This window comes from Bradyrhizobium sp. B097 (genome assembly GCF_038957035.1).
GTDB lineage: Bacteria > Pseudomonadota > Alphaproteobacteria > Rhizobiales > Xanthobacteraceae > Bradyrhizobium.
Genome location: NZ_CP152412.1, coordinates 2,726,204 through 2,741,243 on the forward strand (window position 1 = coordinate 2,726,204; position 15,040 = coordinate 2,741,243).

The 15,040-nt window shown below is 64.5% G+C and carries 14 protein-coding genes and 1 riboswitch; of the genes, 5 read left to right on the plus strand and 9 right to left on the minus strand.

Annotated elements, in window-relative coordinates:
• Nucleotides 1-111: 111 nt before the first annotated feature.
• Entirely contained in the window at nt 112-960 is an 849-nt protein-coding gene (locus AAFG07_RS12635; RefSeq protein ID WP_342727550.1) for a LysR family transcriptional regulator, read from the minus strand.
• Nucleotides 961-1,061: 101 nt separating this feature from the next.
• Between AAFG07_RS12635 and AAFG07_RS12640 the strand changes: the two genes are divergently transcribed.
• On the plus strand, nt 1,062-1,649 hold the full coding sequence (locus AAFG07_RS12640) for a nuclear transport factor 2 family protein (protein ID WP_342727551.1): 588 nt from the start codon (nt 1,062-1,064) through the stop codon (nt 1,647-1,649).
• Between the two features lie 126 nt (nt 1,650-1,775).
• On the opposite strand, the gene thiC is transcribed toward AAFG07_RS12640, so the two are convergent.
• The 6 genes from thiC to AAFG07_RS12670 form a co-directional block, all read right to left on the minus strand.
• Nucleotides 1,776-3,674 carry a phosphomethylpyrimidine synthase ThiC gene (gene thiC, locus AAFG07_RS12645; protein WP_342727552.1) on the minus strand — a complete coding sequence of 633 codons (1,899 nt, stop codon included), beginning with the start codon at nt 3,672-3,674 and terminating at the stop codon, nt 1,776-1,778.
• A 162-nt stretch (nt 3,675-3,836) separates the two neighbouring features.
• Nucleotides 3,837-4,445 (minus strand): thiamine phosphate synthase, encoded by a 609-nt coding sequence (locus tag AAFG07_RS12650; protein ID WP_342727553.1) that lies wholly within the window; start codon nt 4,443-4,445, stop codon nt 3,837-3,839.
• Nucleotides 4,432-5,214, minus strand: a complete 783-nt coding sequence (locus tag AAFG07_RS12655; RefSeq protein WP_342727554.1) for a thiazole synthase — start codon at nt 5,212-5,214, stop codon at nt 4,432-4,434. The genes AAFG07_RS12650 and AAFG07_RS12655 overlap by 14 nt, the downstream gene beginning before the upstream one ends.
• Nucleotides 5,215-5,399: 185 nt before the next feature.
• Complete coding sequence (gene thiS / locus AAFG07_RS12660; protein ID WP_342727555.1) at nt 5,400-5,597, minus strand: sulfur carrier protein ThiS; 198 nt, start codon at nt 5,595-5,597, stop codon at nt 5,400-5,402.
• On the minus strand, nt 5,588-6,601 hold the full coding sequence (locus tag AAFG07_RS12665) for an FAD-dependent oxidoreductase (protein WP_342727556.1): 1,014 nt from the start codon (nt 6,599-6,601) through the stop codon (nt 5,588-5,590). The genes thiS and AAFG07_RS12665 overlap by 10 nt, the downstream gene beginning before the upstream one ends.
• Nucleotides 6,589-6,732, minus strand: a riboswitch (TPP riboswitch). Its footprint overlaps the gene before it by 13 nt.
• A 195-nt stretch (nt 6,733-6,927) precedes the next feature.
• On the minus strand, nt 6,928-7,455 hold the full coding sequence (locus tag AAFG07_RS12670) for a lytic transglycosylase domain-containing protein (protein WP_342727557.1): 528 nt from the start codon (nt 7,453-7,455) through the stop codon (nt 6,928-6,930).
• Between the two features lie 377 nt (nt 7,456-7,832).
• Here AAFG07_RS12670 and AAFG07_RS12675 point away from each other — a divergent pair, with 377 nt between their 5' ends.
• On the plus strand, nt 7,833-8,027 hold the full coding sequence (locus AAFG07_RS12675) for a hypothetical protein (RefSeq protein ID WP_342727559.1): 195 nt from the start codon (nt 7,833-7,835) through the stop codon (nt 8,025-8,027).
• Between the two features lie 29 nt (nt 8,028-8,056).
• Here AAFG07_RS12675 and AAFG07_RS12680 read toward each other — a convergent pair whose 3' ends face one another.
• Together AAFG07_RS12680 and AAFG07_RS12685 are read right to left on the minus strand one after the other, a co-directional pair.
• On the minus strand, nt 8,057-9,412 hold the full coding sequence (locus tag AAFG07_RS12680) for an ATP-binding protein (RefSeq protein ID WP_342727560.1): 1,356 nt from the start codon (nt 9,410-9,412) through the stop codon (nt 8,057-8,059).
• 2 nt (nt 9,413-9,414) lie between these two features.
• Entirely contained in the window at nt 9,415-10,152 is a 738-nt protein-coding gene (locus tag AAFG07_RS12685; RefSeq protein WP_092115996.1) for a response regulator, read from the minus strand.
• 288 nt (nt 10,153-10,440) lie between these two features.
• On the opposite strand from AAFG07_RS12685, the gene AAFG07_RS12690 reads away from it, so the two are divergent.
• The 3 genes from AAFG07_RS12690 to AAFG07_RS12700 all read left to right on the plus strand — a co-directional run bounded on the left by AAFG07_RS12690 (nt 10,441) and on the right by AAFG07_RS12700 (nt 15,010).
• On the plus strand, nt 10,441-10,818 hold the full coding sequence (locus AAFG07_RS12690; RefSeq protein ID WP_342727561.1) for a PRC-barrel domain-containing protein: 378 nt from the start codon (nt 10,441-10,443) through the stop codon (nt 10,816-10,818).
• Between the two features lie 372 nt (nt 10,819-11,190).
• A complete protein-coding gene (locus AAFG07_RS12695; RefSeq protein ID WP_342727562.1) occupies nt 11,191-11,706 on the plus strand; it encodes a PRC-barrel domain-containing protein in 516 nt (171 codons plus the stop codon).
• Nucleotides 11,707-11,941: 235 nt separating this feature from the next.
• Nucleotides 11,942-15,010 (plus strand): glycoside hydrolase family 38 C-terminal domain-containing protein, encoded by a 3,069-nt coding sequence (locus tag AAFG07_RS12700; RefSeq protein ID WP_342727563.1) that lies wholly within the window; start codon nt 11,942-11,944, stop codon nt 15,008-15,010.
• Nucleotides 15,011-15,040 lie beyond the last annotated feature (30 nt).

Genomic DNA, 15,040 nt, shown 5'->3' on the forward strand with positions numbered 1-15,040 from the left:
TTGGTAGCCCGCATGAGCGCAGCGATATGCGGGACGGTGCAACCCCGGATGTCGCTTCGCTCATCTGGCTCGCTTGAGCACGCGGTCTGACATTCCGGAGTCAAGCCGCCGCTAGGTCATGACCTGCTCGATCCATGACATCACCGCTCTGACGCGCGCCAAATGCTTGAGGTCGGGATGGACGATCAGCCACATTTCGCGAGAGAGAACAGGCCTTGCGCCGCTCAAACGATACAGCTCAGGAATCTCATCCGCTATGCGGCAGGGCAGCAGCGATCGGCCCAAACCGGCACGGACCGCATGGAGGGCCAAGTCCGAGTCATTGACCCTAACAGATGCTTCCGATTCCGGATCCGACGCCATCGCTTTCGCCATCCAACGCGTGTGCGGCAAGTGAGACCACGTGGCGTCATATGTAATCCAAGGCAAAGCATGGTTCACGTTCGATGTAGCGTACACAGCGTAATCGAACATGGCGACCCGACGCGCGACCAGGCGACACTCGCTATCCGGTCGCGCCATGCGCAAGGCGATGTCGGCCTCGCGGTTCGTTACACTGAGATTGCGGGGGTCGGCGGCAAGTTCGATCTGCAACCGTCCGTGCGATCGCAAGAAAGCCGGAAGTGCGGGGATCAGAATATGGTTTAGCAGCAGCGGCATTGCCGTCACGCGCACTTTGCCGGCTTCAACCCTGTCGGCATTCGTCACGCTCTCTTTGACCGCGTCGACATCAAGCTCGATGCGCTCGGCTCGGCTGATGACGATTTGGCCGCAGTTGGTCGGCGTCAGAATACCTGCGTTGTGCTCAAACAAACGCGCTCTCAACAGCTCTTCAACACGCGCAATGCGCCGAGCGACCGTGGTTGCATTGACGCCAAGTTTCTTCGCCGCGCCCGAGATGCGGCGCGTGCGCGCCAGGGAGAGAACGTATCGCAGATCGTCCCAATCGAGCTCCTGCATTTTTGCAGTTTACTACAGCATGGTTGCCAATCGAGCAGCATTTTTTCTGGTGGTAGATTTAGCGCGGGAATGTGTATCGCAAGCCGGAAGGAGGAGGAGCCATGTCGGCCGCGCTGTCCCATAGGAGGTTACTCACATCAGTCATGTTCGCTTCGGCAACCCATATCGCGTTGCTCTCAATGCCGGCTTGTGCCGATGAGAATCAAGGCACGAAGCCGATCCAAGATCCGATCACGGGTAAGGAGAATCTCGGAGATTTGAGCGAGCCTCAGCAGGCGTTGGCCCAATTCTACCGCGCCTTCAATACTCGCGATCTGAAGATGATCGACGACAACTTTGCCCATTCTGAAGAGGTCGCTATTGACAATCCTCTCGGAGGAATTCGGCGGGGGATGAATGTGCCGCACAAAATGTACGAAGGGATATTCAAGAGCCCGGCGGACGTTCACGTCGAATTTTGGGACTACACAATCCATCGCGCCGGCGATGTATTCTGGGCTGTAGGGCGTGAGCGCGGCACGTACCATGATGGCGATGCCGTCAAGAATCTCAACATTCGCACGACCCGCGTTTATCAATTGACCAATGGTCGCTGGCGGCAGATGCACCATCACGGCTCAATTGAAGATGCTGGGCTTCTTGGCGACTATCAGAACGCCGTGCGTTCGGCCTCGTCCAGAACGCAGTAGTACAGACGGCGGCCTTGCCAAAAAAAAGCCGGGCCCTTGCCCGGCTTTTTGTCTTGGATGGATGCCCGGGTCATCCAGCGCGGAGACGCGCGTCTCGCTTTTGCCCGGGCATGACGAGCGGAAGGGTCACAGCACCCGATTGCTCTCCTTCACCTTCTCCGCATCGAGATACAGGTTCTCGCCCATCTCCTTGAACTTGGCGCTCATCGTCGCCATGCCGTCCTCGATGGTGCCTGAGATCGACGCCCCGACGCCGGTGGGATCGTTGAGCGTCGCGGCGTAGTCGCGGACGTCCTGGGTGATCTTCATCGAGCAGAACTTCGGGCCGCACATCGAGCAGAAATGCGCGACCTTGTGGGCTTCCTTCGGCAGGGTCTCGTCGTGGAAGTTCTTCGCGGTCTCGGGGTCGAGGCCGAGGTTGAACTGGTCCTGCCAGCGGAAGTCGAAGCGGGCGCGGGAGAGCGCGTCGTCGCGGAGCTGCGCGGCGGGGTGGCCCTTGGCCAGGTCAGACGCGTGGGCGGCGATCTTGTAGGTGATGACGCCGACCTTGACGTCGTTGCGGTCGGGCAGGCCCAGATGCTCCTTCGGCGTGACGTAGCACAGCATCGCGCAGCCGAACCAGCCGATCATCGCCGCGCCAATACCCGAGGTGATGTGGTCATAGCCCGGCGCGATGTCGGTCGTCAGCGGGCCCAACGTATAGAAGGGCGCCTCACCGCATTCCTTGAGCTGCTTGTCCATGTTGATCTTGATCTTGTGCATCGGCACGTGGCCGGGGCCCTCGATCATGACCTGGCAGCCCTTGTCCCACGCGATCTTCGTCAGCTCGCCGAGCGTCTCCAGTTCGGCAAACTGCGCGCGGTCGTTGGCGTCGGCGATCGAGCCCGGGCGCAGGCCGTCGCCGAGCGAGAACGAGACGTCATACTTGCGCATGAGGTCGCAGATCTCGTCGAAATGGGTGTAGAGGAAGCTCTCCTTGTGATGCGCGAGGCACCACTTCGCCATGATCGAGCCGCCGCGCGAGACGATGCCGGTGACGCGGTTCGCGGTGAGGTGGATGTAGGACAGCCGCACGCCGGCGTGGATCGTGAAGTAGTCGACGCCCTGTTCGCACTGCTCGATCAAGGTGTCCTTGTAGAGCTCCCAGGTCAGCTTGACGGGATCGCCTTCGCACTTCTCCAGCGCCTGGTAGATCGGCACGGTGCCGATCGGCACCGGCGAGTTGCGCAAAATCCATTCGCGGGTGGTGTGGATGTTGCGCCCCGTCGAGAGGTCCATCACGGTGTCGGCGCCCCAGCGGATCGCCCACACCATCTTGTCGACCTCTTCCTCGACCGAGGAGGTCACCGCCGAGTTGCCGATATTGGCGTTGATCTTGGTGAGGAAGTTGCGGCCGATGATCATCGGCTCGAGCTCGGCATGGTTGATGTTCGATGGGATGATGGCGCGGCCGCGCGCGATCTCGCTGCGGACGAATTCCGGCGTGATGAAGGCGGGCACCGACGCTCCGAAGCTTTCGCCGTCGGCGAGGGCGGCTTCCGCGCGCTCGAGCTGCTGCTTGCGGCCGAGATTCTCGCGCTCGGCGACGTAGATCATCTCCTTGGTGATGATGCCGGCGCGGGCGAATTCGAGCTGGGTGATCTTGTGGCCGTCGAGGCCGCGCAAGGGCTTGTGATGCGCGGTGAAGGCCTTTGCGGCGTGCGAGGCGCCGACATTGCCGTTGTCCTCCGGCTTGATGTCGCGGCCGACATACTCCTCGACGCCGCCGCGCTCCTTGACCCAGGCAAGGCGATTGCGCGGCAGGCCGGTGTTGACGTCGATCGTCACGGCCGGATCGGTGTAGGGGCCGGAGGTGTCATAGACCGGCAGGTTCGGCTCGCCGGCGCCTTCGGAGAGGATGATCTCGCGCAGCGGCACGCGGATGTCGGGTGCGGCCTCCGGCGTCGCAAAGATCTTGCGCGATGAGGGCAGCGAGCCGGTGGTGACGGCGGGGAGCGTGGTGTCGGGGTTGGAGCGGATGTTCATGGGATCCTCCGGTTTAATTCGTGTGCGAAATGTTGACCTCGTCATCCTGAGGAGCGCGAAGCGCGTCTCGAAGGATGAACGAGCCGGGCCGTCGCCCTTCGAGGGCCGCTGAAGAAGCGGCCACCTCAGGGTGACGGTATGGACAGTGTGTGGTGGGCAGCATCACGCGGCCTCCGCACGGATGCCGAGCCATTGCCGCACCCGCGCGTCGGGGTCGGCGTTCTGGGTGACGTCGCTGACGACGGCGATCGAATCGGCGCCGGCGGCGAAGATCTCGGCGGCGTGCTCGAACTTGATGCCGCCGATCGCGACAAGGGGGATCGCGCCGATCCGCTTCTTCCACTCGGTGATCTTCGGTATGCCCTGCGGCGCGAACCGCATCGACTTCAGCGTGGTGAAGAAGATCGGGCCGAGCGCGACATAGTCGGGTTTCGCCGCGAGCGCGGTGGCGAGCTCGGCATCATCATGGGTGGAGACGCCGAGCGTGAGTTTTGCTTTGCGGATTTCAGAGAGGTCGGCGTCGGCAAGGTCTTCCTGGCCGAGATGCAGATGCTCGGCGCCCGCGACGATCGCCGCGCGCCAGTAATCGTTGACGACGAGTTTTGTGCCCGTGCCCTTGGTCACGGCGAGCGCGTCGGTGACGATCTGCAACGCTTCGGCATCGTCGAGCTCTTTGGCGCGGAGCTGGATGGTGCCGACGCCGAGCTTGGTCAGTCGCTCGACCCAGTTGATGCTGTCGACGACGGGATAGAACGGATCAGGATACGGCATGCCAGAACGGGGTCCCAACGACAGGGGTGGAGGGGGAGGCGAAGTCGCGGGCTTCCATCAGCCCGGCTTCATAGGCGGTGCGGCCGGCCTCGACGCCGAGGCGGAAGGCGCCCGCCATCGCAACCGGATCGGCGGCCTTCGCCACCGCAGTGTTGAGCAACACGGCGTCGTAGCCGAGCTCGAGCGCTTCGGCCGCATGCGACGGCGCACCCAAGCCGGCATCGACCACCAGCGTGATGTCGGGCAGGCGGTCGCGCAGCAGTTTCAGCGCGTCGCGGTTGGTGATGCCTTTTGCACTTCCTATTGGCGCGGCCCACGGCATCACCACCTTGCAGCCGGCCTCGACCAGCCGCGCGGCGACCGAGAAGTCCTCGGTGCAATAGGGGAACACCTCGAAGCCGTCCTTGATCAGGATGGTGGCGGCCTCGACCAGGCCGACCACGTCGGGTTGCAGCGTGTCGTTGTCGGCGATCACCTCGAGCTTGATCCAGGGCGTGCCGAACAATTCGCGCGCGAGCTTTGCGGTGGTCACCGCCTCGCGCACGCTGCGGCAGCCCGCGGTGTTCGGCAGCACGGTGACGCCGAGCTCGCGGATCAGCGCCCAGAACGCATCGCCGGTCTTGCCGCCGGCCGCCTCGCGCCGCAGCGACACCGTGACGATGCTGGCGCCGGAGGCGCGGATCGCGTTCTGCATGATCGCAGGTGACGGATACAGCGCCGTGCCGATCAGGAGGCGTGACGGGAAGGATTTGCCGTAGAAGGTGACCATGTGTCTCCTCACACTATGCCGTCGTCCCGGCGAAGGCCGGGACCCATAACCACGACCGGGTGTTGTTGCGACGAGCGTCTCCAAGTGTGCCCAAGGAAGGGCCGCGGCGTATGGGTCCCGGCTCCGTGCGCAAGCGCGCACTCGGCCGGGACGACGCGGGGAGGGAGCGTGCGAACAAACTCACATCACCCTCCCTGCCGCGGCGTGATGATCTCGATCTCGTCGCCGGCCTTGAGATGGGTCTCGGCCCAGCGGCCCTTCGGCACCACGTCGTAATTCACTGCGATCGCAAAATGCGTGCCCTCGTAGTCGAGCTCGGCGAGCAGCGCATCGACGCTGGAAGCCGCGATCTCCCGCTGCTCACCGTTGACGATCACGCGCATTGCATCACCTCATTGTCGATTTCGCCGCGTGCGAGAAAGGCGAGCGTCAGCTCGGCCAGCGCCGGCGCGAGCAGGAAGCCGTGACGGTAGAGTCCGTTCACCGTGATGCGTTCCTGCTCGATCCTGATTTTGGGCAGATTGTCGGGGAAGGCCGGGCGCAGGCCGGCGCCGAACTCGACGATGCGCGCCTCGCCGAACGCCGGATGCACCACATAGGCGGCCCCTAACAGTTCCAGCGCCGAGCGCACGCTGACGCCGTTGTCCTCGGCCTCGATCGAGGTCGCGCCAAGCATGAAGCGGCCGTCGCCGCGCGGGATCACGTAAAGCGGCCAGCGCGGATGGATCAGCCGCACCGGGCGCAACAATTCGACCTCCGCGGTCTCGATGACGATCATCTCGCCCTTGACGCCGCGCAGGCTCGGCTCGCGGTCGCGCCCGGCAAGCCCGCGGCAGTCGATCACGAGGCCGTCGAGATCGTCAGCCTCGGCGTCGCTGCCGAACTTGATGGCGCCGCCGGCCTTGGCGATCGCCGCATGCAGCCGCGGCAGCACGCGGCGCGGCTCGACATGGCCCTCGTCGGGATAGAACAGACCGTCACGGAAGCGGCCCTCGAGCGACGGCTCGAGTTCGCGGACGCCCTCGGCATCGAGCCGGCGATAACCTGACGTGAGGCGCGCAAAGCGCTCGAAATCGGCGCGGTCGCGCGGATGCGCCACCACCAGCGAGCCGTTGAACGCCGTTTCCGGAAAATGCTGCCGCCACAGGTCGAGCGAGCGAATGCCGAGCCGCGAGATCACCGGCTCGGAGGCCTCCGCCTCGCACCAGGGCGCCAGCATGCCGCCGGCGAAGTAGCTTGTGGATTGCGTCATCGCAGCGTCACTGCGCTCATGCAGGGTGACGGCACGTCCGGCCTCCGCGAGCAACAACGCATGCCAGGCGCCGGTTATGCCTGCGCCGATGATGGAGACGGGGGAATCCCCCCGCAGTCGTGACGTCTGATACATCCCTGTCCCTTCGCCGGCATGACCCGGATCAGGTTCAAAGGGTCACCGCGGTCTCGAACTGATCGCCGTGATGGCGAAGTCCAAGCTTGCGGTATCTCAGCTCCTCCTTCGGAGCACCCCTCGGAACGCCCCTAATGTAGGCGGATGGGCGGATGTGTCAACTTGTATGCCAGGACCTGTACCGCGGCGCGCGCCAGGGCGCGCGTGCCCCGGACGCAGCACGACAGCGGTGCGCGGCCGAGCCGGGGCCCATTCTTTCGAAACGGAGGTCCCGGCTCTGCGGAGCAACGCTTGCGCGTTGCACCGCGTCCGGGACACGCAAGCACCTATTTGGGAGCCTGTTCAGGCTTCGGCTCGGCGGTCTCGGCCGACATTTGCTCTTGCTTGGCGAGCTCCTTCGGCGGCGCACCCGCGCCGCCATGCATCGCCTCCTTGAGGTGACCGCCGCGCTGCCGCTTTGCGACGTAGTAATAGCCGCCCGCGAAATAACGCACGGCTCGGTCGAAATCCCCATTGGCGGCGCGATAGGCGCCCGCGAGGTATTTGACGCCGTATTTGAGGTTGGTCGCGGCGTCGCGCAGACCTTCGGCGGTACCGGTGTAGCCGACCCCGCGGGCGGTCGCGAGCTTGATCTGCATCATCCCGATGGCGCCGCCGCGCCCGATCAGCTGCGGATGGTACTTGCTCTCGCGCACGATGACGCGATGCACCAGCTCTTCCGGCACCAGGTTGGCCTGGGCCTCCGCCGCCACCATCGCCTCATATTGCGCCCGCGATTGTGCATGCGCACCGGCGCAGGACGCCAGCACCGCGATCGCGGCGGCAAGGCAGCTAAGGCTCTGAAGGGTCTTCATCTCGGGTCGCCCGGGTGATCAAACGCGCGTCGGTTCTGCGGTCTCATTGGTACGGCGAGCGGGCAGGAATGTGGCAAAACCTTCGCATCAGCGAACGTTCTGCGTCCGTGATCGTCCGGGTGCGGGCGAAGCGGACGATGCGCTTGTGAAGACAGATGCTTCAAATTGTTTGCTTCGGTCGTCTCAGCCGAAAATTGTTTCGCGTCCGATTTTCTTCTCCAGTTTTCTCGCCCGCCTTTTGCCGCACACTATCCACAGCGGATTGTCGTGCAAACGACTTGATGAAGGTCTACACTCGTCAGTGACAGCGAGCGTGTTGAGTCAGCACGTCTGTCCGTTTCAAAAGCACGCAAGAAACAACATTCGGGAGATGCGCCATGGTCCGACAGGACACCGGCTACATGCCTCGCGAAAATCCCTGCGCGCAATGCGGCAAGCCGATTGCCCGCCCCGATTGGGTGGAGCACAGCGAGGGGCGCACGTCGTTCCTGTGGAATTGCCGCGCCTGCAATTACCGCTTCGAGGCGATCGCGATCTACAACACGGCGCAGCTCACGCCGCTCGCCGCCTGACGCGCTTGCCGTCGATCAAATCGGCCTGATCAGGCTGCGGATTTCCGCGGCTGCAATTGTTGCTGCCGTGCCGGCAGTTCGATCCGGACCACCAGGCCATGCGGCTTGCGATCGTGCAGCGACAGCGTGCCGCCATGCGCGAGCACGATGGCGTTGGCGATCGACAGGCCAAGGCCAAAGCCTTCGGCCTCGTCCATGTTGCGCGCCTGGTCGCCGCGCACGAACGGCTCCAGCACGCTTGCCTTGTGCGCGTCCGAAATGCCGGGGCCGTCATCCTCGATGTCGATGACGAGGCGATCCGGCCTGACGTCGAGGCGAACCGCAACTTCGCCGCCGAAGCGCACGGCATTGTCGACCAGATTGGTGATGCTGCGATGCAGGTCGGCCGGCCGCGCGGTCGCCATCGCGTGCTGCGGCCCCTCGTAGCTGACCTTGTGTCCCATGTCGGCGAACTGGTCGGTGACGAGATGCAGCGTGCTCGCGATGTCGACCAGCGTCATCTCCTCGAGCTTGCGGTCGTTGCGCAGGAACGACAGCACCGATTCCAGCATCGAGCGCATCTGGTCGAGGTCGCGCAGCATGCGGTGGCGATGGGTCTCGTCCTCGATGAATTCGGCACGCAGCCGCATCCGCGTGATCGGCGTACGCAGGTCGTGGCTGATCGCGGCCAGCATCTTGGTGCGGTCGTCGATCAATGCCGTGATGCGCTCGCGCATCCGGTTCAGCGCCTTGGCAAGCGAGCGGATCTCCTCGGGGCCGCGTTCGGGCAGCGGCGCGGCCGCGCCGTTCAGGCTGAAGGTCTCCGCGGCCTTGACGAAGGACGACAGCGGCGCCGTCAGCGCCCATGCCGCCCACAGGCCGAGCAGGGTGACGCTGATGACGGCGAACAGCACCGTCATCATCCACGGCCCGCCCCAGAACGGCCGCATGTGCTGGTCCGGCATCAGGTTCGCGGCGAACATGCTGCCGTCGGGCAGGCGGATCGCGACGCGGCGGATCTCGGCGTCATGCGGCGTGGTCCGCGCCTCGCGCGGCAGCTCGAAGACGCGATAGCCGGCGCCGAGCCGGCGCAGCGCGTGCAGGCTCGGCGGGTCGGTCTCGGTGAGGGCGCCGGTATCGGACGTGAAGTCAGCGATCGCAAGCTGCGGGAAGGCTCTGATGACGTCGGCCTGGAGCCGCGGCCGCTCCGATGCCGGGGCATGCCCGAGCAGTTGTGCGGCGGCGGCGAGCTGGGTGTGCCAGCGATCGGACGGCTCCGGCCGGTCCGGCCGATGGATCAGGAAGGTGGCGGTGATGATCAGGTGCAGCGTGACGATCGAGACGACGACCAGCGCCGCCATCTGGGCGCCGATCCCCCGCAGACTCAGCACACGCAGCAGCTTCATAGTCAGTTGCTCGTGGCGGCAACCGCCTCCACCCTCGGAGTGAACACATAGCCGCCGGACCGCACCGTCTTGATCATGGTGGCTTCCTGCGGATCGGGCTCGATCTTGCGTCGGATACGGCTGACCAGCACGTCGATCGAACGCTCGAACGAGCCGGCGCTGCGGCCCTGCGTCAGGTCGAGCAGGCTGTCGCGCGACAGCACGCGGCCGGGCCGCTCGCAGAAGGTACGAAGCAGGTCGAATTCGGCGCTGGTCATGGCGACGCGCGCGCCTTCGGGGTTGCGCAGCTCGCGCAGGCGGATGTCGATGCGCCAGCCGAGGAAGGTCAGCGTGGTCGCACCCTCGATCGCGCTGGCGTTGCGCGCGGCGGCCTGCCGGCGCAGCACCGCATTGATCCGCGCCAGCAGCTCGCGCGGGTTGAACGGCTTGGCCAGGTAATCGTCGGCGCCCATCTCGAGGCCGAGGATGCGGTCGACGTCCTCGCCGCGCGCGGTCAGCATGATGATCGGCGTCTGCGACTCCGCGCGCACCTTGCGGCACAGGCTGAGGCCGTCCTCACCGGGCAGCATGACATCGAGCACCAGCAGATCCACGCGGTGGTCGGTCATGGCCTTGGCCATCTCGCGGCCGTCGGAGGCGGTCGTGACATTGCAGGAATTGGTGCGGAGATATTTTGCGATGAGAGACCGCGTTTCGCGGTCGTCCTCGACGACGAGGATATTGGGCGCAGCCTGGGTCATACCGACTCTTTTGTCCGTGATTCGGGGGAAGCGGCTCAGGAATTTTGTTTCAGTGCATTTCTGGAATCTTGCCCGGCATAACGAGTTAACAGGTCGGCGCTGTGGAGAAAAGTTAGCGTTCTGTCATCAAGCCTAATCCGTTGAAATACCGGCGGAAGTCTCCGATGCCGCCCGTCGGTCGCGCGGCGCCATGGCGGTCCGAAAAAGGGGAAGAGCGGCTGTCATATCCAGCGTCGGAACCCGTTCCCCAGGCGACGCGTTGTTTCTCTTTCAGGCCAGGAGGGTGAGATGGCTGTCGAGGTCAGGGCAAGGCCGCATCAGCTCATTGCAAGCGATCGGGTCGAGGGCACGGCGGTGCGCCGCGCCAATGGCGACATGATCGGCCATATCGAGCGGCTGATGATCGACAAGATCTCGGGCAAGGTGTCGTACGCGGTGCTGAGCTTCGGTGGTTTCCTCGGTATCGGAACCAATCTGCTTCCGCTGCCGTGGGGCCGGCTGCACTACAATCCGAAGTTCGAGGCCTATGAGCTCGACATCGAGGACGACGAATTGAAGCGCGCGCCGTCGTTCCGCGCCGACAAGGATTTCGATTGGGGCGACCGCTCGCAGGAAGTCGAGCTGCATCGCTTCTACGGCGTGCCGCCCTACTGGGGCGGCTTCTGAGCGCAACACGTCGTGCTCCATCAGCTTCCGGGGCGCGACGCGACATGCGCGTGCGGATGATTTTGGGCAAGCGCGGTTCGCCGGGACGACTTAGTGAGCCAAACATCGTCACATCAGGGACTGCGCGTCCGGCGCAGTCGTGAGGCTCAACCGCAGCCTACTTGAGAGATCACGATCGCTTTCGTCAAGGACCGCAACGTTCCATGCGTTGGAAAGTGCGCAACCCTCGGGCTTGCCGCATCGCTTCCATGGCGTTCCCGGCATGGCGTTCCCAAGCATTGGGGCGGCTTTTGAGCGCAGGCTCATTAGGAACGGTCGCGGACATCACGGGTTTTCCCAGCATCGATTTTGCGAACTGAGGAGAGCGCAACTATGTTGGTCAAATCCATCATCGCCGGCGTGGCCGGCTCCGCCCTGCTTGCAACCGTCGCAATTGCACAGACACCCACCGACAAGGGCGACAAGATGTCTCCTGCGGCGTCGACATCAACGTCGACCACGTCTGCCACCTCGTATCAAGGTAACTGGCGCGCGTCGAAGGTCGTCGGCCTCAGCGTGTACAACGACAAGAACGAGAGCGTCGGTTCGATCAACGATCTCTTGATGGACAAGGACGGTGCCATCAAGGCCGTCGTCATCGGCGTCGGCGGCTTCCTCGGCGTCGGCGAGCATCTGGTCGCCGTGCCGCTCGACAAGGTGAAGTTCTCAAGCGAGCCGGTCGCCTACACCGGCGCGTCGAACACCGGCAGCACGACCAAGTCAACGACCACCACCGGCGCGGCGCCCGCGGCGGCGAAGCCGAATCCCTGGTATCCGGATCACGCGGTGTTCAGCGCGACCAAGGATGAGCTGAAGGCGATGCCGGAGTTCAAGTACGCGACCGACTGACGCGGATCGTAACCACCACCCGTAAGAGACCAGCGCGCCCGGTACTGCCGGGCGTGCTTTTTGTTGACTTGCGGATCAAGGCCCCGGTCGAGAGTAGGGAAAGGAGTAGGCAGGAAGCAGTTTTGGATATCGCGCCCGTGCACCTTTGGTAAGGTGAGGTCGGCGAGACGCCATTGCTTTTATCAATCCTTGAATTGCGCTTAGGTACTCTTTCGTCAACTGGCTGAAGAACCCGATGAATGAAACCGATCGAGAGAGCGGCAATCCCGCGGTAGCCCGGATTCGCGGCCGCTACCCGCAATACACGCGGCGCCGGTTGGAGAGCTTTGCCGGGCGGCTGCAACAGAAGATTCACGCCGACCGCGCGCCGGTCACCTCGCTCGACATCGCCGGTCCCACCGAGCGGATCAGCCTTGCGGAAGCCCTCGAGCTCGATTACCGGCCGGTCGCATTTGGCGAGACGCTGGGGCCGCTCTGGGCGACCTACTGGGTGCGGGTCGTGGCGGTCGTACCGGAAGCCTGGGCCGGTTCGCGCGTCGATCTCTATTGGGACAGCCGCTCGGAAGCGCTGCTTTGGCTCGACGGCCGCTCGTCGCAAGGCCTCAATCCTGGCCGTCACACCGCGCCGCTCGTTCAGTCGGCGCGCGGCGGAGAGACCGTTAGCTTCCATGTCGAAATTGCTTGCAACGGCCTGTTCGGTGCGTTCTGGAACGACCCGCAAGCCTACGCGCTGACGGCGTGCGAATTGCGCCGCTTCGACCCCGAGGCTTCCGCGTTCTATTTCGACTACGAAGTGCTTCGCCAGCTCGAGGCCGATCGGGATCCCACGACAAAGAGCAGGTCGTATGGAGCTGTTGGCGAAACCGCGCAGCCGGCGCTGGATCGGACCTGGGCGGGACGCCTGCTGCACGATCTCAACCGCGTTTGCAACATCGCCGATCCCGACGATCGCGTGACCTGGCCGGCGGCACGGGAGATCCTCACCACCTTGCTGGCGGCGCGCAACGGCACCATTGCCCACGAGATGTCGGCGATCGGTCACGCCCATCTCGACACCGCGTGGCTGTGGCCGCTGGCGGAAACCCGCCGCAAGGCGCAACGCAGCTTCTCCACAGCCGTCGCGCTGATGGACCGCTATCCCGATTTCAAGTTCGCCTGCTCGCAGGCCTATCAGTACGCTGTGATCGAGGAGAACGACCCCGACCTGTTCGCGCGAATCCGCGCCAAGGCCGCGGCCGGGCAGTGGATTCCAGTCGGCGGCAGCTGGATCGAACCGGACTGCAACCTGCCATGGGGCGAGTCGATCTGCCGGCAGTTCCTCTATGGCCAACGCTACTTCGAGCGAACGTTCGGCGCGCGCTCCACCGTGTTCTGGAATCCCGACGTGTTCGGCTACGACGCCCAGTTGCCGCAGCTGATGCAGTCGGCGGGGATGTCGCGCTTTCTCACCCAGAAGCTGTCATGGAACAGGTTCACCACGCCGCCGCATCACAGCTTCCATTGGCGTGGACTGGACGGCAGCACCGTGCTGGCACATTTCCCGCCGGCGGACACCTACAACGGATCGGTGCAGCTTGCCGAACTCCGCTATCACGCCGCCAATTACAAGGACGCCGATCGATCGCCCGACGCGCTCTATCTGTTCGGATATGGCGACGGCGGTGGCGGCGCCGATGAGACGATGCTCGAGGCGTTGCAGCGGATGAAGGATCTGCAGGGCCTGCCGCGGATTCAGATCCGCACCGCCGACGAATTCTTCGACCGCCTGGCGATGTCAGCGCAGAATCTGGCGACGATCGAGGGCGAGCTCTATCTCGAATATCATCGCGGCACCTACACCACGCAGGGCGAGACCAAGCGCCTCAACCGCGCCTGCGAGGCCGGTCTTCAGGCGCTCGAATTCGTGACTACGGTCGCTGCCGCCTGGCAGCAACCGGCGCCGTCCGCGCAGGCGATCGAAGGCCTGTGGCGCACGCTGCTGGTCAACCAGTTCCACGACATCATCCCCGGCAGCAGCATTCGCGAGGTCTATGAGCGCGCGGAGGTCGAACTGGCCGGGGTCGCCGAGGAAGCCAACCGCCGCTCGCAGACTGTGCTGGCCACGCTGTGCGATTCCGGAGGTGCCGGCTGGACGCCGGTCAATACGCTGGGTCGCGCGCGCACCGAGATCGTGTCTGATCCCGACGGGGTACTTCGCCATGTCGCCGCCGCGCCCTTTGCGGCGGGAGAATCGATGGCGATCGACGACCGCGTCACTGTCGCCGCCGATGCCGACGGCTTCGTTCTGTCGAATGCGCAACTCACGGCACGTCTTGATCGCACCGGGCTTGTCCGATCGCTGCTGCATGTCTCGACCGGGCGCGAGACGTTCGCATCGCCGGCGGCGCGCTTGCTGCTGCTCGATGACAGGCCTCTCGATTTCGAGGCATGGGATATCGATCCATTCGCGCTGGAGACCGCCCGCGACGCGGCAGGGGAGGTGAGTTGCGAGGTGCTGTCGGATGGCGGACTGCGTGGCGAGCTTCGTTTCGAGCGCTCGCTCGGACGCGCGAGCCGGCTCTCCCAGGTGATCCGTCTCGATGCCGGCGCTGATCGTCTCGAATTCGAGACGACGGTCGATTGGCAGGAGCGCAAGACGACGCTGAAGGTCATGTTTCCCGTGGCCTGCCGCGCATCGAACGCGACCTATGAGACGATGTTCGGCGCGACCGAGCGGCCGACCCATGCCAACACCGATGCCGATGCGGCCAAGTACGAGGTGCCGGGCCATCGCTGGGCCGATCTCGCCGAGCCCGATTTCGGCGTGTCGTTGTTCAGCGATTGCCGTCATGGCTATTCGGCGTTTGGCAACCAGCTCGCGCTGACGCTGCTGCGCGGCTCCGAGTTGCCTGATCCACAGGCCGATATCGGACGTCACCGGATGCGCTATGCGATCTATCCCCACCAGGGTGATTGGCGCACGGCCGACACGGTCGGGCGCGCTTTGTGCTTTGAGCGTCCGATGCTCTGGGCCAAGGGGCAGCCGCGTGCGCCGCTGCGGCAGTCGTTCCTGACCGCGGCGCCGGCCAACGTGATCGTCGATACGATCAAACCCGTCGAGGACGGCGAAGGCTGGGTGGTGCGGCTCTACGAGAGTGCGGGCGTCCGTGCCGCCGCGACGCTCGATTTCGGCGTCGACATCTCGTCGGTGTGGATGAGCAACACGTTGGAAGATCGCATCGCGGCCATTCCGACCGAAGCGCGGAGCTGCCGTTTGTCACTGCGGCCGTTCCAGATCGTGACGCTGCGGGTTTTCCAAACGTGATGCAAGCGCGCTCGGTGATGCCGGGCGCGC

What these genes read in the sequence shown, in the direction of transcription:
- AAFG07_RS12635 (WP_342727550.1), bottom strand. Translation starts at nt 960, where the DNA reads ATGCAGGAGCTCGATTGGGACGATCTGCGATACGTTCTCTCCCTGGCG.
- AAFG07_RS12640 (WP_342727551.1), top strand. Translation starts at nt 1,062, where the DNA reads ATGTCGGCCGCGCTGTCCCATAGGAGGTTACTCACATCAGTCATGTTC.
- thiC (WP_342727552.1), bottom strand. Translation starts at nt 3,674, where the DNA reads ATGAACATCCGCTCCAACCCCGACACCACGCTCCCCGCCGTCACCACC.
- AAFG07_RS12650 (WP_342727553.1), bottom strand. Translation starts at nt 4,445, where the DNA reads ATGCCGTATCCTGATCCGTTCTATCCCGTCGTCGACAGCATCAACTGG.
- AAFG07_RS12655 (WP_342727554.1), bottom strand. Translation starts at nt 5,214, where the DNA reads ATGGTCACCTTCTACGGCAAATCCTTCCCGTCACGCCTCCTGATCGGC.
- thiS (WP_342727555.1), bottom strand. Translation starts at nt 5,597, where the DNA reads ATGCGCGTGATCGTCAACGGTGAGCAGCGGGAGATCGCGGCTTCCAGC.
- AAFG07_RS12665 (WP_342727556.1), bottom strand. Translation starts at nt 6,601, where the DNA reads ATGTATCAGACGTCACGACTGCGGGGGGATTCCCCCGTCTCCATCATC.
- AAFG07_RS12670 (WP_342727557.1), bottom strand. Translation starts at nt 7,455, where the DNA reads ATGAAGACCCTTCAGAGCCTTAGCTGCCTTGCCGCCGCGATCGCGGTG.
- AAFG07_RS12675 (WP_342727559.1), top strand. Translation starts at nt 7,833, where the DNA reads ATGGTCCGACAGGACACCGGCTACATGCCTCGCGAAAATCCCTGCGCG.
- AAFG07_RS12680 (WP_342727560.1), bottom strand. Translation starts at nt 9,412, where the DNA reads ATGAAGCTGCTGCGTGTGCTGAGTCTGCGGGGGATCGGCGCCCAGATG.
- AAFG07_RS12685 (WP_092115996.1), bottom strand. Translation starts at nt 10,152, where the DNA reads ATGACCCAGGCTGCGCCCAATATCCTCGTCGTCGAGGACGACCGCGAA.
- AAFG07_RS12690 (WP_342727561.1), top strand. Translation starts at nt 10,441, where the DNA reads ATGGCTGTCGAGGTCAGGGCAAGGCCGCATCAGCTCATTGCAAGCGAT.
- AAFG07_RS12695 (WP_342727562.1), top strand. Translation starts at nt 11,191, where the DNA reads ATGTTGGTCAAATCCATCATCGCCGGCGTGGCCGGCTCCGCCCTGCTT.
- AAFG07_RS12700 (WP_342727563.1), top strand. Translation starts at nt 11,942, where the DNA reads ATGAATGAAACCGATCGAGAGAGCGGCAATCCCGCGGTAGCCCGGATT.